Source organism: Flavobacteriales bacterium (genome assembly GCA_016704485.1).
In the GTDB taxonomy this organism is placed as follows: Bacteria; Bacteroidota; Bacteroidia; order Flavobacteriales_F; family PHOS-HE28; genus PHOS-HE28.
Map to the genome: position 1 here is coordinate 542,072 of JADJAA010000002.1, position 25,275 is coordinate 567,346.

General features: G+C 49.6%; 27 protein-coding genes. 5 read left to right on the forward strand and 22 right to left on the reverse strand.

Annotated features, from left to right (window positions below; translation table 11 throughout):
* Positions 1-44: 44 nt before the first annotated feature.
* The 9 genes from IPF95_13450 to IPF95_13490 all read right to left on the reverse strand — a co-directional run bounded on the left by IPF95_13450 (position 45) and on the right by IPF95_13490 (position 8,585).
* The gene (locus tag IPF95_13450) at positions 45-581 is read right to left on the reverse strand and encodes a hypothetical protein (GenBank protein ID MBK6475689.1); all 537 of its coding nucleotides are present in this window, start codon (positions 579-581) and stop codon (positions 45-47) included.
* A gap of 131 nt (positions 582-712) precedes the next feature.
* A complete protein-coding gene (locus IPF95_13455; GenBank protein ID MBK6475690.1) occupies positions 713-1,696 on the reverse strand; it encodes a virulence protein RhuM/Fic/DOC family protein in 984 nt (327 codons plus the stop codon).
* A 263-nt stretch (positions 1,697-1,959) separates the two neighbouring features.
* Positions 1,960-2,970, reverse strand: a complete 1,011-nt coding sequence (locus IPF95_13460) for a hypothetical protein (protein ID MBK6475691.1) — start codon at positions 2,968-2,970, stop codon at positions 1,960-1,962.
* 150 nt (positions 2,971-3,120) lie between these two features.
* Positions 3,121-3,798 (reverse strand): YggS family pyridoxal phosphate-dependent enzyme, encoded by a 678-nt coding sequence (locus IPF95_13465; protein ID MBK6475692.1) that lies wholly within the window; start codon positions 3,796-3,798, stop codon positions 3,121-3,123.
* 9 nt (positions 3,799-3,807) lie between these two features.
* Positions 3,808-5,025 (reverse strand): DUF1015 domain-containing protein, encoded by a 1,218-nt coding sequence (locus IPF95_13470; protein MBK6475693.1) that lies wholly within the window; start codon positions 5,023-5,025, stop codon positions 3,808-3,810.
* On the reverse strand, positions 5,022-5,993 hold the full coding sequence (locus tag IPF95_13475) for a D-2-hydroxyacid dehydrogenase (GenBank protein MBK6475694.1): 972 nt from the start codon (positions 5,991-5,993) through the stop codon (positions 5,022-5,024). Before IPF95_13475 ends, IPF95_13470 begins: the two co-directional genes overlap by 4 nt.
* 2 nt (positions 5,994-5,995) lie before the next feature.
* Positions 5,996-7,084 (reverse strand): 3-phosphoserine/phosphohydroxythreonine transaminase, encoded by a 1,089-nt coding sequence (gene serC, locus IPF95_13480; GenBank protein ID MBK6475695.1) that lies wholly within the window; start codon positions 7,082-7,084, stop codon positions 5,996-5,998.
* Between the two features lie 124 nt (positions 7,085-7,208).
* Positions 7,209-8,105, reverse strand: coding sequence for a hypothetical protein (locus IPF95_13485; GenBank protein MBK6475696.1), 897 nt, complete (start codon positions 8,103-8,105; stop codon positions 7,209-7,211).
* A 132-nt stretch (positions 8,106-8,237) separates the two neighbouring features.
* A complete protein-coding gene (locus tag IPF95_13490; GenBank protein ID MBK6475697.1) occupies positions 8,238-8,585 on the reverse strand; it encodes a 4Fe-4S dicluster domain-containing protein in 348 nt (115 codons plus the stop codon).
* Positions 8,586-8,687: 102 nt separating this feature from the next.
* On the opposite strand from IPF95_13490, the gene IPF95_13495 reads away from it, so the two are divergent.
* The gene (locus tag IPF95_13495) at positions 8,688-9,770 is read left to right on the forward strand and encodes an acyl-CoA reductase (GenBank protein ID MBK6475698.1); all 1,083 of its coding nucleotides are present in this window, start codon (positions 8,688-8,690) and stop codon (positions 9,768-9,770) included.
* Positions 9,771-9,777: 7 nt separating this feature from the next.
* Here the strand turns inward: IPF95_13495 and IPF95_13500 are convergent, their stop codons facing one another.
* Entirely contained in the window at positions 9,778-11,283 is a 1,506-nt protein-coding gene (locus IPF95_13500) for a hypothetical protein (GenBank protein ID MBK6475699.1), read from the reverse strand.
* Between the two features lie 237 nt (positions 11,284-11,520).
* Between IPF95_13500 and IPF95_13505 the strand changes: the two genes are divergently transcribed.
* Entirely contained in the window at positions 11,521-11,805 is a 285-nt protein-coding gene (locus IPF95_13505; protein ID MBK6475700.1) for a type B 50S ribosomal protein L31, read from the forward strand.
* Between the two features lie 254 nt (positions 11,806-12,059).
* Here the strand turns inward: IPF95_13505 and IPF95_13510 are convergent, their stop codons facing one another.
* The 4 genes from IPF95_13510 to IPF95_13525 all read right to left on the reverse strand — a co-directional run bounded on the left by IPF95_13510 (position 12,060) and on the right by IPF95_13525 (position 14,932).
* Complete coding sequence (locus IPF95_13510; GenBank protein ID MBK6475701.1) at positions 12,060-12,668, reverse strand: YdeI/OmpD-associated family protein; 609 nt, start codon at positions 12,666-12,668, stop codon at positions 12,060-12,062.
* Positions 12,669-12,728: 60 nt separating this feature from the next.
* On the reverse strand, positions 12,729-13,934 hold the full coding sequence (gene pcaF / locus IPF95_13515) for a 3-oxoadipyl-CoA thiolase (GenBank protein ID MBK6475702.1): 1,206 nt from the start codon (positions 13,932-13,934) through the stop codon (positions 12,729-12,731).
* A complete protein-coding gene (gene paaI, locus IPF95_13520) occupies positions 13,931-14,338 on the reverse strand; it encodes a hydroxyphenylacetyl-CoA thioesterase PaaI (GenBank protein MBK6475703.1) in 408 nt (135 codons plus the stop codon). Before paaI ends, pcaF begins: the two co-directional genes overlap by 4 nt.
* Positions 14,339-14,422: 84 nt before the next feature.
* Positions 14,423-14,932 (reverse strand): methylated-DNA--[protein]-cysteine S-methyltransferase, encoded by a 510-nt coding sequence (locus IPF95_13525; protein MBK6475704.1) that lies wholly within the window; start codon positions 14,930-14,932, stop codon positions 14,423-14,425.
* Between the two features lie 45 nt (positions 14,933-14,977).
* On the opposite strand from IPF95_13525, the gene IPF95_13530 reads away from it, so the two are divergent.
* Positions 14,978-15,643: a DUF2461 domain-containing protein gene (locus IPF95_13530; GenBank protein ID MBK6475705.1), complete on the forward strand. Its 666-nt coding sequence runs from the start codon at positions 14,978-14,980 to the stop codon at positions 15,641-15,643.
* Between the two features lie 168 nt (positions 15,644-15,811).
* Here IPF95_13530 and IPF95_13535 read toward each other — a convergent pair whose 3' ends face one another.
* The 7 genes from IPF95_13535 to paaA all read right to left on the reverse strand — a co-directional run bounded on the left by IPF95_13535 (position 15,812) and on the right by paaA (position 21,344).
* Complete coding sequence (locus IPF95_13535; protein ID MBK6475706.1) at positions 15,812-16,462, reverse strand: YceI family protein; 651 nt, start codon at positions 16,460-16,462, stop codon at positions 15,812-15,814.
* 149 nt (positions 16,463-16,611) lie between these two features.
* On the reverse strand, positions 16,612-17,751 hold the full coding sequence (locus IPF95_13540; GenBank protein MBK6475707.1) for a 3-hydroxybutyryl-CoA dehydrogenase: 1,140 nt from the start codon (positions 17,749-17,751) through the stop codon (positions 16,612-16,614).
* Positions 17,752-17,787: 36 nt separating this feature from the next.
* A complete protein-coding gene (locus IPF95_13545) occupies positions 17,788-18,567 on the reverse strand; it encodes a 2-(1,2-epoxy-1,2-dihydrophenyl)acetyl-CoA isomerase (GenBank protein MBK6475708.1) in 780 nt (259 codons plus the stop codon).
* Positions 18,568-18,579: 12 nt separating this feature from the next.
* The gene (gene paaJ / locus IPF95_13550; GenBank protein MBK6475709.1) at positions 18,580-19,080 is read right to left on the reverse strand and encodes a phenylacetate-CoA oxygenase subunit PaaJ; all 501 of its coding nucleotides are present in this window, start codon (positions 19,078-19,080) and stop codon (positions 18,580-18,582) included.
* An 84-nt stretch (positions 19,081-19,164) separates the two neighbouring features.
* Entirely contained in the window at positions 19,165-19,944 is a 780-nt protein-coding gene (gene paaC / locus IPF95_13555; GenBank protein MBK6475710.1) for a phenylacetate-CoA oxygenase subunit PaaC, read from the reverse strand.
* A 51-nt stretch (positions 19,945-19,995) separates the two neighbouring features.
* On the reverse strand, positions 19,996-20,301 hold the full coding sequence (gene paaB, locus IPF95_13560) for a 1,2-phenylacetyl-CoA epoxidase subunit B (GenBank protein MBK6475711.1): 306 nt from the start codon (positions 20,299-20,301) through the stop codon (positions 19,996-19,998).
* Positions 20,302-20,405: 104 nt separating this feature from the next.
* The gene (gene paaA, locus IPF95_13565; GenBank protein MBK6475712.1) at positions 20,406-21,344 is read right to left on the reverse strand and encodes a 1,2-phenylacetyl-CoA epoxidase subunit A; all 939 of its coding nucleotides are present in this window, start codon (positions 21,342-21,344) and stop codon (positions 20,406-20,408) included.
* Between the two features lie 165 nt (positions 21,345-21,509).
* Between paaA and IPF95_13570 the strand changes: the two genes are divergently transcribed.
* On the forward strand, positions 21,510-22,592 hold the full coding sequence (locus IPF95_13570) for a 2Fe-2S iron-sulfur cluster binding domain-containing protein (GenBank protein MBK6475713.1): 1,083 nt from the start codon (positions 21,510-21,512) through the stop codon (positions 22,590-22,592).
* Between the two features lie 115 nt (positions 22,593-22,707).
* On the opposite strand, the gene IPF95_13575 is transcribed toward IPF95_13570, so the two are convergent.
* Positions 22,708-23,238 carry a carboxypeptidase regulatory-like domain-containing protein gene (locus IPF95_13575; protein ID MBK6475714.1) on the reverse strand — a complete coding sequence of 177 codons (531 nt, stop codon included), beginning with the start codon at positions 23,236-23,238 and terminating at the stop codon, positions 22,708-22,710.
* 150 nt (positions 23,239-23,388) lie between these two features.
* Between IPF95_13575 and IPF95_13580 the strand changes: the two genes are divergently transcribed.
* Positions 23,389-25,263 (forward strand): M1 family metallopeptidase, encoded by a 1,875-nt coding sequence (locus IPF95_13580; GenBank protein ID MBK6475715.1) that lies wholly within the window; start codon positions 23,389-23,391, stop codon positions 25,261-25,263.
* Positions 25,264-25,275: the final 12 nt, after the last annotated feature.

The window sequence follows — 25,275 nt, forward strand, 5'->3', positions numbered from 1 at the left end:
GCAAGTGATCCGTGTTCGACGATCCGGTCAATGCAATTTCTGTGCTACTCAACACCCAGTCGGTATTCCAAGGCCTTAACAAGGTCTTCCAGTATGGCCTTCTTGTATGCATCGGTCTCAGACTTTGCAGCACTACTCACCTTTTTCAAAGCGAGACGTGCGTCTTTCTCCGGCCATATTTCCTGATTCTCGATCACGGTCAGGCATTCAAAACATTCACCCGCATCTCCGGAAATGGCTAGGTCAACGAACCGATCCAAATGATCACGCAGATCCAGACCCGCGTTCCAGAAGGTTGCAAGAATGGTCTGCCGAACATCCAACAGGGTAGGGTCTTCCAGTGCTGCAAAGAGTTGATTCGTGGCATCCTTGGCTTTTACTTGGAACAAGAGGCTCGTGATCCGGTTCTGGATCTTCGCATCCTTTGTGCGACCGAGCGCCTGCAGCAACGGCTTGATGGCGCGTGCATCTCCATCCTCTTCTATTCGGGTCAGCGCAGTTAGGATCTGCACATCATCATCGCTCAACAGCGCTGCGAAAGCGATATCCATGCGCTTGGTCTTCGTAATAGTAGTGGCCATAGCGCAAAGGTAAGAGAGGGGTGGTTAGTGGATGGGATAGTGGATAAGGTTGAGCAACGGTTTGGCTGTTTGGCCTGTGGCTCAGATCGTGCGCTGGCTATAGGCGGCCATACTATGACAGAATGATATCTTCAGTTTTTCACAAGATTGATTATCAGCTTTATCATTAGTTCTCTCTGTTCAGATGGGCTTTGTGCAACAGCCAATGCCAAGGCAACAAGTGTGTTCTCGTCGATCTTCGGCATCCCGTTTTTTTTCAAGCGATGTTTGTTCTGCTCAAGGTACCAAACGAATATAAATGATCCGATCCTCTTATTCCCATCGCTGAATGCATGTCCTTTGATTATTGAATAAAGAAGTTGGGCAGCCTGTTCCTCAACCGAGGGATAAGCGAGTTGCCCAAATACAGTTTGAGATATGCTTCCAAGGATCCCAGCGAATGATCTATCCTTTTCGTTTCCGAAGAGTTCGCTCGCTTCCCCCTTTTCTATGAGATTGTCTTTCAGTTCCGCAATTGCTGATTTTACCTCTACATAGTTTATTTTATAAATGACGTCATCATTGAGTCCACTAATTTCGAGACTGCTGCTATCGAATTGATTCAGAAGTTCGAATGATCTGGAATATGCCGTGATGATGTTCAAAAAACCAGAAGTAAGCTTCTCGCCATCTAGAATTCGTTGCTCAGTCAGTGCACTTATTGCGTTTCTCAATCCTTCGAGTTCGCCCTGTTTGTCCTTGAGTATTCGTTCGTTGATCGTATATCCCCGAACCAGGTGTTCTTTGAGGCGTTCAGTCGCCCATTTTCTGAATTCGACTCCTCTTTGGGACTTCACTCTATAGCCAACAGAGATGACCACATCTAGATTGAAATGCTCTATCTCCCTGGTTATCTGCCGACTACCCTCCGTTTGAACTAGGCGGAATTTCCGCCTAGTTGAACTTTCGTCAAGTTCACCTTCGGCATAGAGGTTTTGAATGTGTCCGCCAACCGTTCTTCGAGTCTTGTCAAACAACTCTTCGATCTGTTTACCACTTGCCCAGACCGTATCCACCTCGCTATCAAGAATGACATTGAGTTCAACAAGTTCATCTGAAGATTGGAACAAGATCATTTCGGATTCACTTTCAGCCATTGTGGAAAGTTACTGTTTCAGCGGAATTGAAGACAACGTCTGCATATCCGGAAGTTCCGGATATGCTACTACATCTGGTCACTGTTTACGTATATGTTATCCAGCTGGTTGTCTTCAAATATAGCACCTTGCAGGTTCTTGATCTTTGCAAGAGAATCACCGCTAACAAGATATCGGCACCCCCACAAAACAACAAAGGCCCCATAAAGGCCTTTGCGCAATGAAATAAGGATAGGGTAGGTCTACATCCGGGCATAGCTCCTGCGTGCTGGGCGGCGTTTGAATTTGTAGGAAAGCTCAAAGCCCATGTAACTGAAGTTATCCAACAGGCCTGGGTTACCACGCTTGGAAGTGCGCTCGCTTACATAGCCATCCGTACCCCAGCCGGTAGGGTCACTGATGTAACGTGCCAATTCCTGTTTGCCGGGATCACCTTCGTAGGCTTCGTCGATCTCAGCATAGGTTGAGTACGCATCGCTCACATCGTCGATCATATCAGTGGTGAACATCAAATAGGTGAACTCTACGCCGAGGCTGAGGTCCTTGGAAAGCATATACCGGACACCTGCTCCGATAGGCACACCGATGTGGAACGGAGAGACCTTGGATCTACGCGACGCCTCACCCTTGCCATCACCTCCTTCGGTTTGCCAGCTATAGAGGTCTGTCTCATACTTGCCATCACGCTCAATAACATTGGAAGTTGGGGAGCCCCGTGGTGCATCCCGAACGGTACCATCTTCCCACCAATAGTAGCGGTTGTTGATATCAACTGCACCATTGAAAAGATCGGCTTTCGGTTTACCGTAATACACGCCTAAACCAAGGTGGAAGAACATGAAGAACTTCTGCTGGAACAACGGTTGATAAGGCTCGCGGTATGCATTCAGTACCAAGTGGCCGCTGGTGCCGATCAGGTCATTCCTGAAACTTAACCCACGTTTGTAATTGCGCAATTCACCAACCTCCTTGCCTTTTATCGGTGAGCGTTCGTCATAACCCGTACGGAACCAACTGATCCGCGCTTCGGCGGTCAATGAACGTGTAACGTACCGTTTTGGGTTGTTGAGAAAATCACGGAACGTGATCATCATTCCGGGACGCGTGCTGTTCCACTGCATGGGGCTATCCACGTTTCCAAGATCACCGTAATAGTTGGTAATACCGGTCGATAGACCCACCTCAACATTACGCTGGCCGTAGGTAGCAACGCAGATAAAGCATATAAAAGACAGGGTAGCGGTTAGCCTCATTCTACCGGAATTTGATACGAATATACGATGAACAGACGCGTTTTGGATCAGAGGGTTGCCTTCAATTGGTCAGGAAGATATGCACAATTCGTCCCCAGTGTCCAGCAGTTGGACGTAAAACGATTCAGCGTAGTACCGAATGAAGGCGAACTACCGTTCCCCGAAGATCGCTGTACCGATCCTCACCATGGTGCTTCCGTTCGCTATGGCTAATTGGGCGTCTCCGCTCATGCCCATGCTCAATTCGCTGAACAAAGTAGGATCCACATCATTGTTCGTCCGCAGCGATAGGAACAGTTCGTTCAGCTCCGCAAACTCTTTGCTAACGGAGAGCTCATTCTCCGTGTTGGTCGCCATTCCCATCAGGCCACGGATCCGCACATTCGGCCATTTCGCAGCTAGGTCATTCTCGAGCAAGAGACCGATCTCTTGGTTGTTCAGACCATGTTTCGTTTCCTCCTCTGCAATGTGGACCTGTAGCAGCACATCTATGGTCCTTTCCGCCGAACTTGCTCGTTTCTGGATCTCGTTCAACAGTTTTTCCCCATCAACCGCGTGTACTAAATGAATGAACGGAGCGATGTACTTCACTTTGTTGCTTTGCAGATGGCCAATGAAATGCCACTCGATATCGGCTGGTAGTAGCGCCTGTTTATCGCGAACCTCCTGCGGGTAATTCTCACCGAAAGCGCGATGTCCGAGATCGTACAATGCCTGTATTTCTTCAACCGTTCTGGTCTTGCTCACGGCAATGAGCTTCACGTTGCTTGGCAATGACGCTTTTACCGCATTGTACCGTTGTTCTAAACCTGCACGATCAATGGTCATGTGGCAAGATCAAACATCCTCCAACGAGTAAACGGTAAGTCCGCTTCTCAACTTGGGCTCTATGTACGTGCTTTTCGGAGGCATGGTGCCGCCCGTATCAGCGACATTCTTCAGCTCATCGAAACTTATTGGGAAGAGATGGAACGCAAGCACTGCATTTCCATTCTCCACGATCTCATCCAATGCGCGTGTACCATTGATGCCCGGAATAAAGGTGATGTTCGGGTCGGTGCGTAGATCGTGGATACCGAGAATAGGCCCCAATACCAATTCACTCAGCCGTGCCGCGTCCAATTTACTAACGGGGGAAGCACCTTCCGGAGCGGCTGGTAATCGCAGCGTATACCAATGATCTGAATTCCGAACCGCAACTATTCCAGGAGCAGCATAGGGTGAGGAAACCTGCTTCAGCTCCCCGATCTTGCTCAATTCATCCAGTAATTGTTCATTGGTGAGGCCATTCAACGTGGTTACGGCGCGATCGTAATTGTAGATGTACAGTTGCGAATGTGGTACGATGAACGCAAGGCACCAGGCCGAAGGGTCAACATCAGTACATCCACTAGTAACGGCCAAGCGCGCACTGCTTGCCATGCGGTGATGTCCATCTGCAATATACAGCGCAGGAAGCTCCGCGAAACGGCGTTGGAGGTCTTCGCGGAATTTGGGGTCAGGAACCGCCCAAAGGCGATGACGCACACGATCGGTGGTTGTAAAATCGTGATCGGGTCGTGTGTTCAGATAGGGGTCCAGCAGGGATTCCCAACCTGTACCTTCGGGTGTTGTCAATAAGACGGGTTCCGCATTGATCCCGGTGTGCTGGAGGTATTCCGTGAATAGCGTTTCGCGTGCAGTGAGCGTTTGTTCATGCACTTTTACCAGCCCTTCTTGATAAGCCTTGACGCTAACGCCTGTAATGACCCCTCTGGAAAGGTTCCCTCTGCCGGTCTGTTCGTAGATATAGATGCAGGGTTCGGGATCGCGCACAACAACATCTTCATCACAAAAGGCTTTGAAGGCGATGCGTGTTCGATGGAAACGGTCGCTTCGCGTAAGGTCGGGGCTCGATCCTTCATCCGGATGGACCACATGCAGGAACGTGTAGGGGTTACCGGCTAGCTTTTCTGCAAGTTGCTCAGCAGTATAGGAGACGAAGGAACGGGTACCCACCAAATGGGCCTTATCCGCCGCTGGGCGCCACGCACGGAACGGCCGTAGCTCGATCATCCGTTCACCGTCACCGTGCTGCGCCAGGAGATGATCTGGTCCGCCAACTCATCACCGACACGGCCTTGTGCTTCCGCAGTAGCTGCACCGATATGTGGGCTAAGACTCAGATCTTCTGACGAAAGGATCTCCGCACTTGGTGTTGGCTCATTCACGAAAACATCAATGGCAGCCGCACGAACGCGACCGTCGCTCAAGGCTTTGATCAACGCCGTTTCATCTAAGCAGCCACCTCGTGCTGTATTAACGATCACAACACCGGGCTTTACCTTGCTAAGCTCTGCTTCACCCATCACCGGTTGTCCATCCTTTTGTGCTGGGACATGAATTGTGATCGCATCTGAATTCTTCAATAATTCATCGATCTCCACCAATTTCACTGGTACGCGGATGGATGTACCGCCAATATCCAGGTCGATAGCTTCAGCAGTTGCGGTATGATCCGCATAGATCACACGCATCCCGACCCCGATCGCATAGCGGGCTGTCCATTGTCCAATTCGTCCGAAACCGATCACGCCCAGCGTTTTTCCACGAAGTTCGCTACCTTTCTCGCATTCTTTTTTCAATTCCTTGAAACGTGAAGCACCTTCGTTCGGCATTGCGCGGTTTGCTTTGTGCAGGTTGCGCATCATGCCGAATAGATGGGCCATTACCAACTCTGCAACACTAATGCTCGATGATGCCGGTGTGTTGATCACGGTCAGTCCCTTGCTGCGCGCATAGGCCACATCGATATTGTCCATGCCTACGCCACCTCGGCCGATCAACTTCAAGTTCGGGCATGCGTCAATGAGGTCCTGTCGCACTTTGGTAGCACTGCGCACAAGCAGCACATCCACTTTTTCCTTGTTCAAATAGGCCTGCAATCGGTCCTGTGGAACGTGATCCGTTGTCACCTTGAAACCCTCCTCTACCAAGCTCTCTTTTGCTTGGGCCGAAACTCCGTCGTTGGCGTGTACGCGCATAATTATCCGTTCTTTTTAGCAAATTCCTCCATTACATCAACAAGCACTTGCACGCTTTCCAAGGGGAGCGCGTTGTACATGCTTGCACGGTATCCGCCCACGCTGCGGTGGCCGCGAATACCACTGATCCCTGCTTCTTTCCACAGTGCATCGAATGCTGGTTCCAACGCAGGGTCGTTCATTACGAACGTAGGGTTCATGTTCGATCGATCCTCAACAGCCGTTGTGCCTTTGAAAAGTGGCAATTTGTCGATGGCCGAGTACAGTAGCGAAGCTTTCGCATCATTGCGTTTCTCAGCGGCAGCAACACCACCATTCGCCTTCATCCACTCCAAGTTCAGCATACTCACATACACCGCATAAACTGGAGGCGTGTTGTACATGCTGTCCTTCTTCGCGTGGTTATTGAAATCCAGCATTGGGCTTATGGTCCTGCCCGTCTTACCTGCTTTATCTGGATCAAATAGATACATGGTTGCTCCTGCAGGTCCCATGTTCTTCTGTGCTCCGGCATAGATCATGGCGAAGTCCGCGACATTCACTGCGCGACTGAAAATATCGCTGCTCATGTCGCATACCACTGGAACCGGGCTTTTCGGCATTGCCTTGTACTGCGTACCGAAGATGGTATTGTTGGTGGTGAAGTGGAAATAATCCGCATCGGAAGGGATCGTAAACCCTTTTGGGATATAGCTGAAGTTCTTGTCCTCGCTGGTTGCAACCACTTCCACGTTTCCATGGAGTTTGGCCTCTGTCACGGCACGTCCGGCCCATTCCCCGGTGTTAACGTACGCCGCCTTACCATTCGGTTTCAGGTAATTGAAAGGCACCATGTGGAAACCCATGCTAGCGCCACCACCGAGGAAGATCACTTCATAATTGTCCGGAGCTCCTAACAACTCCTTAACCAGCGATCGTGCACTGGCCATGATCGCCTCGAACGGTTTGCTACGGTGACTGATCTCCAGGATGCTAAGTCCGCTCCCATCAAGATCCAACACCGCCGCTGCGGCTTTCTCGAACACTTCGCGTGGCAGAATGCAAGGGCCAGCGCTGAAATTATGGACTTTCTTCACGGTTGCAGTAGGCATGGGATGAACGATTTCTTGTTAAAAAACGGCGCAAAGGTAGGTCGGGCGGGAGGGGATGGACAAACGCGAAGTTTAGATGGGAACAGATGAACGTTCAAAAACGCCTTGACCTTCGTGAGCCAACCTACGGCTTCACTCCACGCTGCGGAGCATTGAAGATCTTCAAATTGGCCTTCGGATCCTTGGCATCAATATCCGCTTCATACCACCATCCACCTTTGTACCAGAAGAACGCATCCTGTGTCATATCAGGACCATAGAATGCGGGTTGGCCTACCATATCAGGTTTAGAAGGCGAAAGGTGATCCAAAAGGATCGCTTCCATTTCGGGCATATAGCGCAGGCTCATGGTGCTTTGCGCGGAGAACGCATAGATCTTACGCACTTGTTTCAATTTGCCTTTCCCGAAGAACGGTGCACCGAAATGAGGTTTCCCATTCCTGAAACTGAGCACTTCGATGACCTTGCGGGTCTCGGCCTTGCTGTAGCCTTTCCAACCCAGAAGTGTGTAGAACGTGGTACCTCCTTTAATTACTGGGATGACCTGGTAGTACAAGGCGCCATACCATTTGTCCGGTCCAAGCTCACGCAGTTCGGGAGAGGGTGTTCCCTTCGTCCAATCGTGTAACTCGAAGAGCTGTTGTTTCTTCCCTGCATTCACAAGTAGAAATCCTTCATACAGATGCGTTCCATCCTCATGCGGAACATTCCATGTAAAGAGCCGGAAGGCATTATCAGGAGCATCGACGCGGCTCATAGGCAGGCTGTCATAATTACGCCCGAAAGATTCGTCGTTATCGAGCAGAGCGCGCATATCCGCTTTCAACACGGTATTCAGGCTATCGCGCAGCACATCCGTATCAGCGAGCGACAGGGCCTTGAGTGATCCAATGGCCCGTGTTTTCAGCTCCGGTTGTGCGGTAGCGGAAGAAGCAACGAGTGCTATCAAGCACATGATAACGATCGACCTATGCATCATCAGAGCACGAACGTACCGATCGTATGCCAAAGTGTGTAGCATGTTTTTGGGAAATTGTTCACGAACTCGAAGTGATCAACACGGATCGCGCATCAAACGTAAAGCTTCACTTACGTTGCCATGGATCAATCCCCAGCAATTATCTAGTGGCAATGATCAAAAAGCGCTCAGCACTTAAAGGTGCATGAACTCCTTCTTGGCCAGCAATAATTCCTTGGATTCGCGGTGGTCCGGATCGTCAACACAACAATCAACAGGGCAGACCGCAGCGCACTGGGGCTCGTCATGGAAGCCAGTACACTCCGTGCATTTATCAGGAACGATGTAATAAACGTCCATGGCCACCGGTGTATTCACAGCGTCGGCATCATAAGCGTTACCGGTAGGCAGTACCTGCGGCCCATGCAAGGAGGTTCCGTCGGTCAATCGCCATTCAGCACCACCTTCGTAGATGGCATTGTTCGGACATTCTGGTTCACACGCACCACAATTGATGCATTCTTCGGTTATGATGATCGCCATGGCGAGAGCGTCTACTTTTGCTGGCCTGTTCCGTAAAGTGGAAAGGAATACTGCACAAGGCATGAACCCTAACAAGCGGGCGCAAAGATAAGCATGCGTGAAATGGATAAGAAATTGAAGGTGGTGGTTATGCCTTTGGAGGCTAGGGTAGCGGCGTTAGCCCAATTGGGCCAAGTAATGCGGGCAGTGGGAGGGCGTAGAACCTGGCAGGATCATGCTTTAGGATTGAATAAGGAGGAATATGCTCAATTGGAGGAGCTGGTCCAACGAGCGCAGAGCGTGAATGGCTGGGCCACGGAAGAGAATGTACGGCATGCCATGAAGGCTTGGGGTGCGACGCTTTCGGCAGAAGCGATCAACAATTGGGTGGCAGCCTATCCCGCACTTTCCAAAGCAGGTGATAAAGCAGTCACGGTCGGTCTGATATTGGCGGGAAATATTCCGCTGGTAGGCTTACATGATGTGATCTGTGTATGGCTCAGCGGCCACAGGGCGACAGTGAAATGTTCGTCACAAGACCCGGAACTGATCCCAGCCTTGATCACGGTACTTGATCGCTTTGCGCCGGGAGCGGAGGATCAGATCACATTTACGGATGAGAAATGGGGCGCTGTGGATGCGATGATCGCTACCGGCTCCAACAATAGCGCGCGGTATTTCGAGTACTATTTCGGTCATTTACCGAACGTTGTCCGAAAGAGCAGGGTAAGTGTCGCCATACTGGATGGTACTGAAACAGAGGCCGATCTTGCGGCGTTAAGTGAAGACATTCTGCGGTACTTCGGTTTGGGTTGTAGAAATGTGTCGAAGCTTTATTTGCCGCAGGATTTTGTGCTGGATCGTTTGTTCGAAGCCTTTTTTCCATGGAGCGCCATCGCAAACAACAACAAGTACGCGAACAACTATGATTACACGCGGGCGATCTGGTTATTGGATAAAGTTGAATTTCTCGACAATGGATTCCTTTTGTTGAAGGAGGATGAAGCGATCACAAGCCCTGTGGGAACGGTATTCTACGAGCGGTACAGCGATCGAGCGGACGTTGAAAAGAAGATCGCGGAGAATGCTGATCGGATCCAATGTGTGGTAGGGAAGAAGCACTTGAGCTTCGGTGCCACGCAACAACCCGGCCTCTCGGACTATGCCGATGGCGTGGATACGATGAAGTTCCTGTTGGAGTTGTAAAAGTCCGTTACGGGCAATACTCAAAACAACCGAGGTCGAAACCGCTTCCTGTGCCGCAATACCGCGAGTTCCCGTCGAGATCAGTGAGCGCATCCGGTGATGGTGCATCGGACTTGTCCCGTGCGTTGGAATTTTCGCCAAGGTGGAAGTCACGATCACCCGTACTGACGAACCCCGGCGATTGATTCTGCCAATAATTCGGGCCGAACTCAGGCCCTGTTGCTTGGGTGGTCCGTATCATCATGCGTTCAATTGAACCACTCGGTAACGCGGTCTGGTCCAATTCGAACTGGAATTCATTCTCATTGGCACCGTAAATAATGCCGTTGGTAAGGCTGAATCCGGTGATTTGCCCTAGCTGGATGGCTCCAGTAAGATCCCGATACCCGTTGGTGATGTAAAATGCAGGAGTTTGGCGGATCTCGTAGTCCCAATAATTGGCAACGGTGGTATGATCGAAAAAATACTCGCCGCCACCGGTCAACGCTATGCTGTATTGGCCGCAATCGCCGACCAGCAGATCAGTGCTCGTGATCTTATAGTTACGGCTCAATATCCCAGCTGCACTACAGTTGCGTATCCGTACTTTGTTCAGGATCAATCGCGCTTCGCTCGTTGGTAGATCCGGATAGAGCGGGAACGGTTCACATTGGATGCCGATCAGTGCGTTCTTGATCGATACGTACTCGAATTTGTTGTCCATCCCACTGGGACCTTCGTTGATCCAGATCCGATCCCATTGACCCGGTAATTCAGCGAATTGTTCCTCACGGCGGTCACCTTGGAATGTGATCGGGTTCTGTAAGGTTCCATTCGCGGTGATCTGTCCACCGCGATACACCCACAGTCCGGCACCGCCATGCACGTATATGCGCGCACCAGCTTCAATGGTAAGCGAATTACACGAATCGACAACGCCATAATTCAAGAGAACGATCGGCTTTTCAGCAGTCCAGATCACATTCTGTCCGCATATCTGCACTCCGTTCTGATCATAACCACCGGCGATGTACGAGAATTGCGGAAAATCTTGTATGCTCTGCACAGGAGCGTTCGGGTTCGGGTAAAAAAGGGCGTCCTGACCCCAGGCCATCAACCGCACTTCCTGCTCAGTGCCATTGGTATTGAACAGGATCCGGTCCTCAATGATGAACGGGGTATTCACACCGCCCGGACCAAGCGTAGCTTCAACAAAAACATAGAGGCTGTCGCCACCGAGCACTTCCACTTCCGTGAATGCGGTACCGGTAGCACCATCAACGTTGATCCGATAATCCGAGGCTGATCCACCTTCAAGAGCAACATTGATCCGCACGGCATTGGCATTTGGGTTACGCGCTGTAAAGCGCTTGGTAACCGTGCCGACCGTTGTGAAGACGGTATCGAACAATACTGTATCCTGGCTGAATTCCAGACGGATCCCACTGTCATCGGTGAAGCGTTCGTTCTTGCGACACGCGAACAGCATGGTCGCCGTGACGGTAAGGAGAATGAATGTGCGGAGCGTTTTCAAGGCGGCAAAGATGGTTCGATCAGGGATAACTACGATAGGAACAGGATGTAATGATAGAGACTAGTGATCTGATAGTCCTATCGGACGATGCGATACTACTACGCATGTAACTGCCGATCATTGCGTTCAAGCCTACACTTCACTTACCTTTCGACCATTCCTGCCGGAATTCGACAACGTTCCGCTTGCGGGGAACAAAAAGGGTAGTACATTTGCCGCCCCAACGCAAGAATTCCAATGAAAGCGGACATCCATCCAAACAATTACCGTGTCGTCGTGTTCAAAGACATGTCCAACGACCACATGTTCCTCGGCAAAAGCTGCGCGAACACTAAAGAAACCATCACTTACGATGATGGTAACGAGTATCCGGTCATAAAGCTGGATATCAGCAATACCTCACACCCGTTCTACACCGGTAAGATGATGTTGATCGATACAGCTGGTCGCGTGGATAAGTTCAAGAAGCGCTTTGCCAAGCACCAAGCAAAGAAGGAAGAAAGTGCTGATAGCGCTGAGTGACCTTCGAATTGAAATGAATTCAAAGCCCTTCCGGAATCGGAAGGGCTTTTTTTATGTATACAATTTTGGGTTTAAGGATATTAGCCAGCCTTGATGCAAGTATCTTCCTGAGAGGTGGCCTAACAAATCCCGAAAGGAGGCCTCAGCTCTGGCAAAGGCGTAAAGTGTGAATTTAACTATAGGTAATTAAATTGATGCAGATCAAAAGATTATACGTACTGAAATTGATGATGGTCTAATGATGAAGTGCTCGGTCAGCTCACCTTGTGGGCATCATTCTTAGCCAATCCTTCATGGATCATTTCTAAGGCCTTGGCCATCCGACGTTTACGCGATTCTTCCTGCTTGGCGTCATTTATCCATTCTACATACTCCTTTTTGTGGGAATATGAGAATTTATTCCAGTTCTTCCACGCTTCTTCATGGGTCTCAAGGCATTGTTGGAACTCAGCAGGGATCTCAAGTGCTTTTCGAGTAGGTTTGGCATCCCCAAGCTTAACCCCGCTTTGATTCAGTTTTACCGCTTGCGAGACAAGATCAACGAAAGCCTTTTCATCTATAACATCCGCTTCCTTCAATTTATAACCGCGCATTCCTTTGGCCTCGGTCTTGCTATCCGATGCAAAAAGTTTCTTGGTGTCCTTGATCAAAGCGCCTTTATGGAACCAAACTGCAACATGGTTCTTGAAAGCCGCAAAGCCGATCATAACTCCATCATGATCGAAGTGTGGTGAATTCCATTTCCACGTTTCTTCCACTTCCTCATCCGTAGAGTGTACCAACTGTCTTAACCGCACCAACAGCTTACGCTGCCATTCCGGTAGTTCAGCGATATATAAATTGATCTGTTCTTGAGCGTGCATGACAGGTCGCGATTTGGGAGGCCGAAACTAACATCAGTTCCCTGCTGGCCTAATACAAAGTTAACACCGTTCAATGATCGTAGCGTATCCTTGACCTACGCCAATGCACATGGTACAGAGGGCATAACGCTTGCCCGTGGCTTGGAGTTCCAAAGCTGCGGTCTGTAATAGTCGAGCACCGCTCATACCCAGCGGATGGCCTAGAGCAATTGCGCCACCATTGGGATTTATTCGAGGGTCATTGTCCGCAATACCTAATGCCCTTGTGCAACTAAGTGCCTGAGCGGCGAATGCTTCGTTCAATTCGATGATGTCCATCTGGTCGAGCGACAGACTGGCGCGCTTCAGGGCAAGTTTTGTGGAGTTTACCGGTCCAATACCCATGATCCTTGGTTCGACGCCTGCCACAGCACTTGTCACAATTCGGGCGATCGGCTTCAGTCCGTGGGTTTTCAAGGCTGCGTCACTCGCAACCAGAACAGCTGCAGCACCATCATTCAAACCACTGGAGTTTCCCGCGGTTACCGATCCATTTTTTCGGAATGTCGGCCTAAGCTTGGCCAAGATCTCTACCGTTGATCCAGGTTTGATGAACTCGTCCTGGTCAAAAACGAAGGGATCAGCTTTGCGCTGAGGGATCAGGACCGGCACGATCTCTTTGGAAAAGCGTCCAGAAAGTTGAGCTGCAGCAGCCTTCTTATGGCTCCATGCCGCGAACTTGTCCTGGTCTTCACGGCTGATCGTATTCTGGTCCAAGAGGTTCTCTGCCGTTTCGCCCATACCCTCCGTACCGAACTTCTCGGCCATCAGTGGGTTCACGAACCGCCACCCGAAACTGCTATCATACATCTGTGCATCGCGGCCGTAAGGCGTTGAGGTCTTACTGATCACCCACGGTCCGCGGGTCATATGTTCCATGCCTCCTGCAATGAAAAGGTCGCCTTGGTCTGCAGCAATGGCCCGTCCGGCATGTACAACGGCACTCATCCCACTCGCGCACAACCGGTTCACGGTTTCTCCAGGGACAGACACGGGCAAACCGGCTAAAAGCACGGCCATCCGCGCAACGTTCCGGTTATCCTCTCCGGCTTGGTTCGCGCAGCCCATTATCACATCATCCAATGCAGCAGGGTCCAATTTGGGGTTGCGCTCCATCAAGGCTCTCAACACATGTGCTGCTAGGTTATCCGCTCGCATTGGTGAAAGCGAGCCAGTGAAACTCCCGATCGGAGTGCGAATTGCGTCTACGATGTATGCAGCCTTCATGTAATGGGATCAGGTTGGTCTTCTGGAAACCACAGTTTACCGGTGCGATAGACCGTGCCTTTGAACAGTGCAACAAGGGTGTTGTTCTGGTCGGTAACGTTGATGTGATAGATCGCTATGCGCGATGTTCTGCTTTTTTCGGTAGCTACTGCACTGAGTCGATCACCTTCTTCCACGGGCTTGGTGTGGCTAATTGAAGTTTCCACTGAAACTGCTTGTATCCCATACGAATTCGACGCAAAGGCCAGACAACTATCCGCCAACGCATATGTAATTCCGCCATGGGCGATCTTGAAACCATTCAGCATTTCATATCGAACGGTCATTTGAAGAACACAAACTCCCGGTGCCACGTTGATCCGTTCAATTCCGAGCCATTTACTGAACGGGTCATTGTCGTACATCTGAGCTACGACCTTAATTGCAAGCTGTTCCGGAGTGATCACGATAGCAAAGGTATCATAGAGCGCATGTAATACCGAAGTGAATTAGATCTCCTTGGGCAGCGCACCTTCATGTTGAAGTAGCCACCGTTTGCGCCATATTCCTCCGATGTACCCGGTGAGCAGCCCATTACTCCCAATAACGCGGTGGCAGGGCACGATGATCGGGATCGGGTTCTTTCCGCACGCATTTCCAACAGTCCTGCCAAGTGCACGGCCTCCAATGTGCTTACCAAGTGTTTTATAGGACGCGGCTTTTCCATACGGAATGTCCTGTAGGGCGCGCCACACCAATTTCTGAAATCGAGTACCTACTTGCTGCACGGGAAGGTCGAATTTCTTTCGTTTCCCTGCGAAATACTCTTTCAGTTGTTTTTCTGCTTTCAGTAAAACCGGTGGCAGTTTTGCATGCCGTACGGGCAATGGTTCGAATGAAACGGCCGTGATCAGTTCATCATCGCTAGCTATCCAGATCCTCCCGATCGGCGTGTCTAGCGCGACTACGTGCGGTGATGCGAACAATTCCGGATCACGTTGGGGTTGTTTCCGTTTCATCATTGAATGTCCTTGTCAGTATATTGATCGCAAAATAATGAAGGTATGACATGGTTCAGCAAAGACTATAACCAGTTCTTCAAGGAATTGGCCGCGAACAACACTAAGGAGTGGTTCGATGCGAACAGAAAACGGTATGAGAAAAGCGTGAAGGAACCTTTCAAGGTCTTTGTTACTGCGGTGATAAAGCAGGTCCACACTCATGACAAGGGTGTCAATATTGAACCCAAGGATGCGATCTTCAGGATCAATAGGGACATTCGCTTCGCAAAGGACAAAACCCCGTACAAGCTGAACTTGAGTGCAATCGTTTCACACGGTGGACGAAAGGATATGACTGCTGCGGGGATCTATTTCGAGCTCGGTCCTGAGAACGTAAAATTCTATGGAGGTGCCTACATGCCTGATAAAGACCAATTGATCAAGATAAGAACGGCGATCATGGCCGATCACAAGGGATTCCGCAAAGTTCTGGACGGGAAAGCATTCAAAATGGTGTTCGGTGGTGTACAAGGAGAGAAGAACAAAGTGATCCCAAAAGAATTCAAGGCTTTCTTGGAAAAGGAACCGTTGATCGCGAACAAGCAGTTCTACGTAGGAGCTGAATTGCCTGCCAAATGGGTGATCGATCCGAAGTTGATGGAGAAATTGATGGAGCACTACATGGCCATGAAACCGTACAATGAATGGCTGGTGGCGGCGATGAAGTGAGGATAGAGGGAGTCGCGTCAGAACGTGTTCTCACGCGAATTGTGGTAGTCTTCAGATGCTTCTAAAGCCTTTTAGTGCGAGTTGATCCATCGATATAGGTCGAAGTTTGGTCACCAACAAAAAAGCGCCCGCTTTTCAGCGGACGCTTCCTCGACTTTCACCCGGAACCTAGTTGGCTTTGCCAGTAAGTTTCACGATCAGGTCTATGTTGTTTGCGATCACCAAGTCCTTTGCAGGGCCTGGGAACGCAACACCGTATTTCTGACGATCAAAGGTCATTTTGCCTGTAGCGGTAACCGTGCCATCATCACTCGTTGCCATTTCGATCTCCGTAATGGTCTCGGTATCGGTCTTTCCGCGCAGCGTTAGTTCAGCTTTTGCGATATTGCCTTCAACACCAAGGATCGTCAAGGATGCCGTTGGACTTTTCTCAACATGGAAGAATTCTTCGCTGGCTAGATGTTTCATCAAATTTTCCTTTGGGCGATCGGCGGAATACCCATCATCCGTTGGGTTGATCGAGGTCATGTCCACAACGAATTCGCCATTTTGAAGGATACCTCCCTTGGTGATGATCTCTCCCTTGAGCACTTTCATATCGCCGCTGTGGCTATAGATCTTTGCACCTGTCATGTTACCGGACCACATTACCCCGCTGGCAGATGGGTCTATGGTATAGGTGACGATTTTGCCAGCTTCAACCGCTAGACTATCGGCAATTGCTTGGTCTTTTTTTGCTTGGATCTCCGCCTCACTTGGGCCACAGGCCACTAGAAAAAGTGCGGTCATTGAAAGTGCAGTGAACAGTTTGGTCGTCATTGGAAAATAGGGATGGGTTTGTTTTTAGGTCGGCAAAGGTAATGGAATTTTGTTTCCATGGAAAATAGATTGTCGTTCCGTGTGTGGTGCAAGGACGGTTGGTTGAATGCGGTACTCAATTTCACACGAAGAACCGCATTGGAATTGCGTCAACTATTCGCCAATTTCTTCAGCAATGGCGAGGGTCGGTACCTATCTTCACCATATTCGGATTGCAGTGCTTCCAATTGTGAAAGACAATTCGCGTATCCCTTTTCTTGTGCCCATTGCAACAAGCCTTTAGGGTAGTTCACACCCTTGGTCATTGCAAGGTCCAGGTCTTCCTTACTGGCTATACCCAGTTGTAATGCATCTACCGCTTCGTTGATCAACATGACCACGATGCGGTCCACGATCATCTGGTGTAGATCGCGATCGGTCTTGGGTTCCGGAAGTGATGCATCTGTCGAATAGTCGTAATACCCTCGTCCGGTCTTTCTACCCAACCAATTTGCCTCCACCATGCGTTGCTGTGTTAGGCTGGGCCTGTAACGCGGATCATAGAAGAACGCTTTGAACACACTGCTTGTAACCGCGAAGTTGATATCGTTGCCAATGAGGTCCATTAATTCAAATGGTCCCATTTTGAAGCCACCAACAGTTTTCATGGCGTGATCTATTGTAGCCATATCTGCTATTCCCTCTTCGTGGATCCGTAATGCTTCACCATAGAAAGGTCGAGCAACTCGGTTCACGATAAAGCCTGGTGTATCCTTGGCAATGACAGGTGTCTTACCCCATGCCTTCATGAGCGCTACACACGCCTTGGTGTGTTGTTCATGGGTTGCCAATCCTGGTACCACCTCAACCAATGGCAATAATGGAGCTGGGTTGAAAAAGTGAAGACCGATCACACGTTCCGGCAATTTGCATGCTGCTGCGATGGACGTAACGCTCAGCGAAGAGGTATTGGTCGCTAGTATGGCATTTGGGCCAACGGTCGATCCAAGCTGCTCGAATAATTGCTTCTTGATCGCGAGGTCCTCGATGACCGCTTCGATCACCAATCCACAATCCGCGAAAGCATTGATCTCAGTGGCATACGTAAACCGGTTCTGAATAGCCTTGGCTTCATCTACTTTTACTCTCCCCTTTTCGACCAAACGTTCCATGACCTTCTTCAGCGCGGATCGGGAAGCGTCCAGTGCCTGTTGGCGCATGTCGAACAGCACCACTTCATGTCCGGCCTGCGCAGCAATTTGCGCAATACCACTCCCCATTGTACCAGCACCGATAACACCAACGATCATATCTTTTTGCATAGCGCGAAGATCGGGCAAAGAAGGTCAGTTGCCTTTATAGACCGGTTTTCGTTTCTCCAGGAATGCATTCACGCCTTCGGTGTAATCATGACTGCGACCAGCGATGGTCTGCAATTCATTCTCCACGTCAAGTTGGCCATCCATGGTATTGTTCAAGGACCGGTTCAATGCTTCTTTGGTAAGTGCGATGGCCTTAGTTGGCATAGCAGCGAGCTTTTCGGCAAGCACGGTAGCTTCATTGATAAGATCGGCGTCGGGTACAGCTAGCCAGATCATTCCTTTTTCTTCAGCCTCTTTGGCCGATATTTTCGGGGCCAAGATCATTTGTCCAAATGCATGTTGCATACCAACCGAACGGGGTAGGGTGAAGGTGCCACCACTGTCGGGTATCAATCCGATATTGATGAAACTTTGGATGAAATTGGCGCTTTCCGCAGCAAGGGTCATGTCACAGGCGTATGCAATGTTCGCCCCTGCACCAGCAGCAACTCCGTTCACAGCAGCAATAACGGGTTTAGGCATGTTGCGAATTCGCCGTATGATCGGATTATATTGCGTAGTCAGGATGTCCTCGATCTTGGTACCCGGGGCAATGGCTTCGGCAAGATCCTGCCCAGCACAAAATGCGCGGCCCTCACCTGTCAGAAGTATCGCGCGGATGGTTGCATCCTCCTTACATACATCAAGTGCATCAATGGTCTCAAGCGCCATTTCGCGGTTGAAACTGTTCAACTTATCGGGTCTGCTCAACGTGATCGTAGCAACGCTGTTGGTGATATTGAATTGGATGGTTCTATAGGACATTATGCTTTCTTTTCAAAGACACTTGAATTGATCAAAAGGTTCCAGACATGCGCTACATTTCCACAGTGCCTTACAAGCTGTACTGCCGAACGCGGATATCATTACCGTATCATTCGAACCACATTGTGGGCAGGGAACTATTGGAGCCGCACCTTTCAATGCACGGATGTCGGCTGTTTTTTCGGGAGGTGCAATACCGTAGGCTTTTAACTTGGCTTTACCTGCTTCGGAGATCCAATCAGTGGACCAAGCGGGTGCCAATACTTGGGTCACTTGGAAATTGGTGATACCAGCACTGCGTAGCTCACTTTCAATATCCTGCTTCATAACGTCCATGGCAGGACAACCTGTATAGGTTGGCGAGATCGACACCATGACCTTGCCGTTCTTCACTTCCACATTCCGCAGAACACCAAGCTCCCGTACGCTGATAACAGGCACTTCAGGGTCCTTCACGTTCTCAAGTAACGCGTAGATGGCTTCTTCGCTGATATTGTCTTTATCCAGGGACATGGATCTATTGCGATCGTGATCATTGACTTCTGACGTTAGGCTACGGATGCATTTTCCTAGGAATGTACTCACTAGAACTGTTGTTCACCACTCAGCGCCAGGATATGCGCGTTGTAAATACTGCATCTCAGCTAGCAATACGCCCATGTGCTCACTATGCACACCTAGGCGTCCACCGGTCGACATGTAACCGTCTTCTGGTCGGGTGAGGGTCGCTTCTTCAAGAACGGCTTTTACGGTTTCTTCAAAGGCCGCCCTGATCGGTGCCATGTCCGGAACGATACTTGCTTTTACCAAGATCCCATCAGCTTCATCCTGAATGAAAAGGTCACCCGTGTATGTCCAAAGATCATTCAATGCGGTTTGTACACGCTGGTGACTTTCTTCGGTGCCATCGCCAAAACGGATGACCCATTCTCTTGTCGCGTGCAAATGGTAACGCACTTCTTTAACTGCTTTGCCTGCTATTGCTGCGATCCGTTCATCAGTGCTCTTGGTCAATGCTTCCTGGAGGAGCAGATGCCAAGCATCGTACAAAAAGCTACGAACGATCGTATGGGCATAGTCTCCATTCGGTTGTTCGACAAGTTTAGTGTTAACGAAATGGCGCTCAGGACGTAGAAAAGCGAGGTCATCTTCGCTCCGTCCCTTTCCTTCAACCTCACCGGCGTATTGCAGGTAGTTCCGTGCTTGTCCTATAAGGTCCAACGCGCGGTTCGTAAGTGCAATGTCCTCCTCTAATTGTGGTCCGTGTCCGCACCATTCGCCAAGTCGTTGGCTGAGTATTAAATTGTCATCACCCCTGCGTAGTAAGTAGGTGAACAGGGCTTGTTCTTTGGTCATTTCCTCAAGTAATGTGTTCATTTAATAAGTCGATGACGGGTCACTCATCATCAACTTACCAGCATTGTATGCTCAAATATATTTCGCCCCTTCAGGCATGGTATAGAAAGTCGGATGACGATACGTTTTATCATCCGCTGGGTCGAACAACATCTCCGCATCGTCCGGTTGGCTGGCACTGATCGCGTTGGCCGGCACTACCCAAATACTATTGCCTTCTTGCCTACGGGTATATACATCGCGTGCATTTTCGATGGCCATTTGAGCATCTGCAGCGTGCAAACTACCCACATGCTTATGATCCAACCCTCGTTTGCTTTGGATGAACACCTCCCACAGCGGCCAGTTATTGGGGTTCTCATTAGTTTCCTTGGTCATTTTCGATCTTTGTATTCGTCTTTGAGCGTATCACTAATTTTCTCCGAAGGTGCTTTTTACCTACGATGATCCGGCACATGCAGCAACACGTGATCAACTAGTGATCATGCTGCTTTTCGTTTCGCCTTCTTTGCCGCATAAGCCATAGCGGCTTCACGCACCCATGCACCTTCGTCGTTTGCTTTATTACGGGCTACCAGTCGTTCTTTATTACAAGGTCCGTTTCCTGCCACAACATCATTGAACTCGGACCAATCGATTGCTCCCCAGTCATATTGTTTCTTTTCCTCATTCCATTTCAGGTCCGGGTCAGGGATCGAAAGTCCGATAACTTCGGCTTGTTGGACGGTCCGGTCAATGAACATCTGTCGAAGTTCATCATTGCTTTGTCGTTTGATCTTCCAACGCATGCTGGCCGCACTATTGGTACTGTCAGCATCGCTTGGTCCGAACATCATAAGGCTCGGCCACCACCAACGGTTCAGGGCATCTTGTGCCATTTCTCGTTGTTCTTTCGTGCCTTTGCACAACACCGCCATGATCTCATACCCTTGCCGCTGATGGAAACTTTCCTCCTTGCAAATGCGCACCATCGCGCGAGCGTAGGGCCCATAGCTTGTGCGGCAAAGCATTACCTGATTCATAATAGCTGCTCCATCAACTAGCCAACCAACCGCACCAATATCTGCCCAAGTGAGCGTGGGGTAGTTGAATATGCTGCTATATTTTGCTTTTCCCATCAAAAGGTCATCGATGGTCTTTTCGCGGGTCGTACCAAGTGTCTCACATGCACTATACAGGTAAAGACCATGACCAGCTTCGTCCTGAACTTTTGCCAATAGGATTGCTTTGCGTTTAAGACTTGGTGCTCGACCGATCCAGTTCCCTTCCGGTAGCATACCCACAACCTCACTATGGGCATGTTGGCTGATCTGTCGTACCAGTGTTTTACGGTATTTCTCAGGCATCCAATCCTTGGGCTCGATCTTTTGTTCAGCATCGATCTTACCCATGAACTGTTCTTCTAACTTCACATCGTCCATTGTTCGGTATCTTATTCCTTAGTGCGCTAAGGTACGAAGCAGGCATGTGATGTAAAGATGCCCCGACTCATCCTTTAGCCGGTCGACAACTGCTATTTTTGGCGCCCTAGTTCGTAACACGAATTCGGTTCGCTCGTCCATAAGCTATACATGACCACCTCTCGAATGGCACGATTCCACACCCTAGAAGTTGCCCGGATCACTAAGGAGACCGATGATACCATCGTTATTGGCTTTCACGTTCCGGCCGGTGAAAAGGAGGATTTCAAATATATACATGGACAATACCTTACGCTTAAACTTTCCGTGAAAGGCGAGGAATTACGTCGGAGTTACAGCATCTGCAGCAGCCCGTTGGATACGGAAGAGATCCGAATTGCTGTAAAACGTGTCACCAATGGCCGGGCAAGTACACAGATCGTGGAGAATTTGAAAGTTGGCGATAAGCTGGAGGTGATGCCTCCGATGGGTTCCTTCTATACGCTGATCGACCCTGCGCATGAGACGCATTATGTGGCGTTTGCAGCTGGAAGTGGCATAACCCCCATCATGAGCATTCTGAAAACGGTCCTGCGAAGTGAACCCAAGAGCCGCTTTACATTATTCTATGGGAATACGGACCAGGATCGTATCATATTCCGCAAACGATTAGAAGAGCTGAAACAGCAGCATGGTGCACGCCTGGACGTGCATCACATCCTTACGAAAGGAGAGGACGAGGATATGTTATTCAATGGGCGCATTACTGCAGAAAAGGCTGTAAAACTGCTAAGCCGTTTCGTTGCGGACCCATTGGATAGGGAGTTCTTCATTTGCGGTCCGGAGCAAATGATGGTAAATGTGAGTGAGGCTTTGGAAAAGCAAGGCGCTAAGAAAAAGAACATACACATCGAATTATTCAGTACCCCGGTTACCACGGAAGCGAAGAAACCTCAGCTGCATGCTAATGACGGTGCGTTTTCTGGAACTGCGAGTGTGAAGGTCATATTGGACGGCAGGGAACAGGTTTTAGAAGTAGATGCTAATGGAGATGCTGTGCTCGATGTTGCACTTGATGCCGGCATGGACGTTCCGTACGCATGCAAAGGCGCGGTCTGCTGCACGTGTAAAGCCAGAGTAGTAAGCGGCTCAGTTGAAATGGAAATGAACTATGCACTAACGGACGAAGAAGTTGCGGATGGCTATGTATTGGCTTGCCAATCGCATCCACGAAGCGCTGAGGTGACGATAGATTTCGATCAGCGTTGACGCCGTTGGAGCGCTAGGAATAAAATAAGCAAGGCGGGCTTACGGGCCCGCCTTGTCTTATCTCCTGCCTTTAGTTAAGTTTTTTTGTAAGGCGAGGAAGAAGAAGTTGGATCGATCAATTTCCTGCGCTTGCGTAGTTGTTGAATTTAGCTTGAATGTGGGCGAGGTATGCTGCGCTATGATAGAACCCTCCCATTTCCGGATCATATCGAACAATGGCCGAAGGGAAGTCGGTGAAGAAAGGGTCAGCCTGCTGAGTGCCTTCTGGAAGAAGATCGACCTTACACACGTATGCTGGGTATTTTACAAGGTCCTTAGGCAGGCTTGTATCCATATAGATCATTTTGGTTTGGAAACCAGCTTGTTTGAATTGAATGGAGTAAGCCGCATCCAAGTCCAATTCAAGGGCATATTTTCCTTTGGGATTGGTCTGAACGACAATTATCTCCTCATTCTCTTTGTAGAGTGTGATCTCCGCTCCTTCAGCCTTTTCGCCTTGCAGGGTTACTTGGCCGGTTACAGGAACGTACCAACCTGTTGCTTGTTCACGCTTATCCACAAGGTTACCTTGGGCATAGGTGCTTTTCACGGTACAAAGTGAGAATAACAAAAGACCTGCGGTGATCATGCCGGTCAGTTTATTCATGTGTCGGGAGTAATACATTTCTGTTCGTGTTTTTCGAGCGTAGTTGGTCGTCTGAACGGAAAACTTCGTGAAAAGGTTACAAAGGCCATTTTCAAGGACTTCCTGGTTCATGTAATGCGGTGATCGGCAGAACTGTGTTTCTTTGCCTTTATGGAAGTTAAAAGGCATGTGGTGGTCGGACTGTTGTTATTGGGAATAGCGCTCAACTCTATAATATCTGTCCATGGGCAATGCGATCGCTGGCAACAGCGGGTACAGTACAAAATGGACGTGGAACTGAATGATAGGACGCATCAGTACATGGCGGATGCCTCGTTGTTCTATATGAATAACAGCCCGGATACGCTTCGAGAGATTTTCTTCCATCTCTTTTTCAATGCGTTCAGGCCTGGTAGCGAAATGGACGTACGCTCTCGCAGCATCGTGGATCCGGATAATCGGATCGGGGATCGGATCGACAGCTTGGAACCTCAACAAATGGGGGAGCTTCATCTCATGGAAATAACACAGGAGAATAAGTCTGTAGAACAGATCGAAATGGGGACGGTTACCAAAGTGATCTTGCAGAAAGCGCTCTTACCGGGAAAAAGCACGGTATTGCGCTATAAATTCAAAGGTCAGGTTCCGATCCAGATCCGCAGGGCGGGGCGTGATAATGCGGAAGGTATTGCCTACAGTATGGGACAATGGTATCCAAAGTTGGCAGAGTATGATCAACGTGGCTGGCATGCGGACCCCTATGTCGCTCGCGAATTTTTTGGCGTTTGGGGAGATTTCGATGTTACCCTGACCTTGGATTCAGCCTACACCGTGGCAGCCACAGGGGTTTTGCAGGATCCGGAACGTATCGGAAAAGGCTACGCACCTGTCCAACCTGGTCATTCCGCCAAAGGCTCTACCATTTCGTGGCATTTCGTTGCTAAGGATGTACATGATTTCGCCTGGTCAGCGGACAAGGATTATATCCACACAACAGAACAAGTACCGAATGGACCGCTGTTGCGTTTTTTTCGAAAGAATGATCCCGAAACTACCGAAGCATGGAGTCAGTTACCGGAGTATATGGTGAAGTGTTTCACATACATGAACGCTACGTTCGGTAAGTATCCATGGCCTCAATTCACGATCGCTCAGGGCGGTGATGGGGGAATGGAATACCCCATGTTAACATTGATCAATGGGAAACGCAGATTAGGAAGTCTTGTCGGAACTAGCGTACATGAGGCACTTCACAGTTGGTATTATGGGGTTTTGGCAAGCAATGAAAGTCGATACCCATGGATGGATGAAGGGTTTGCGGAGTATGCTGGTTCGAAAGTGATGAATGAGCTATTTCCAAAACCGACCGATCCACATGCTCCGGCGTATGCAGGTTATTATGCATTGGTGAAGAGTCCCGAACATGAAGCGCCAGTGATCCATGGTGATCATTTCCTGACCAACCGTGTTTACTCGAATACGGCCTACAGCTTTGGTGAGGTGCTCGTGAGACAATTGGGTGCAGTGGTAGGAGAGAAGAAGTTGGCCAGTGGGCTTCTGCGGTATTACAAGACCTGCGGTATGAAACATCCGGAACCCATCGACTTTGAGCGCGTGATGGAAAAGGAAAGCGGATTGGAGCTGGATTGGTATTTTGATGAATGGATCAACACAACGCGCACTGCCGATTACGGAATACGTAGCGTGCTGCAGATCGGCAATGAATTGCACATTGGTCTTGAACGAAATGATGATCAGCTAATGCCCGTGGATCTGGCGATCCAGTTGCGAGATGGCAGCATTAATTACTATCACATTCCACTGTCGTTAATGCTGGGTGCGAGACCTGCCAACAGTGATTCTGAAGCCTATACCAATTTACCGGCTTGGCAATGGACCGATAATTATTACGACCTCGTGATACCGGGAACGATCACGGATGTTTCCAGTATTACGCTGGACCCATTTCAGCGTGTGGCCGATATTGACCGGAACAATGATGTACTGAAGATAGTGGAAGGTGCGAATGGGTTCCTAAAACCATAAGCTTAACCACCG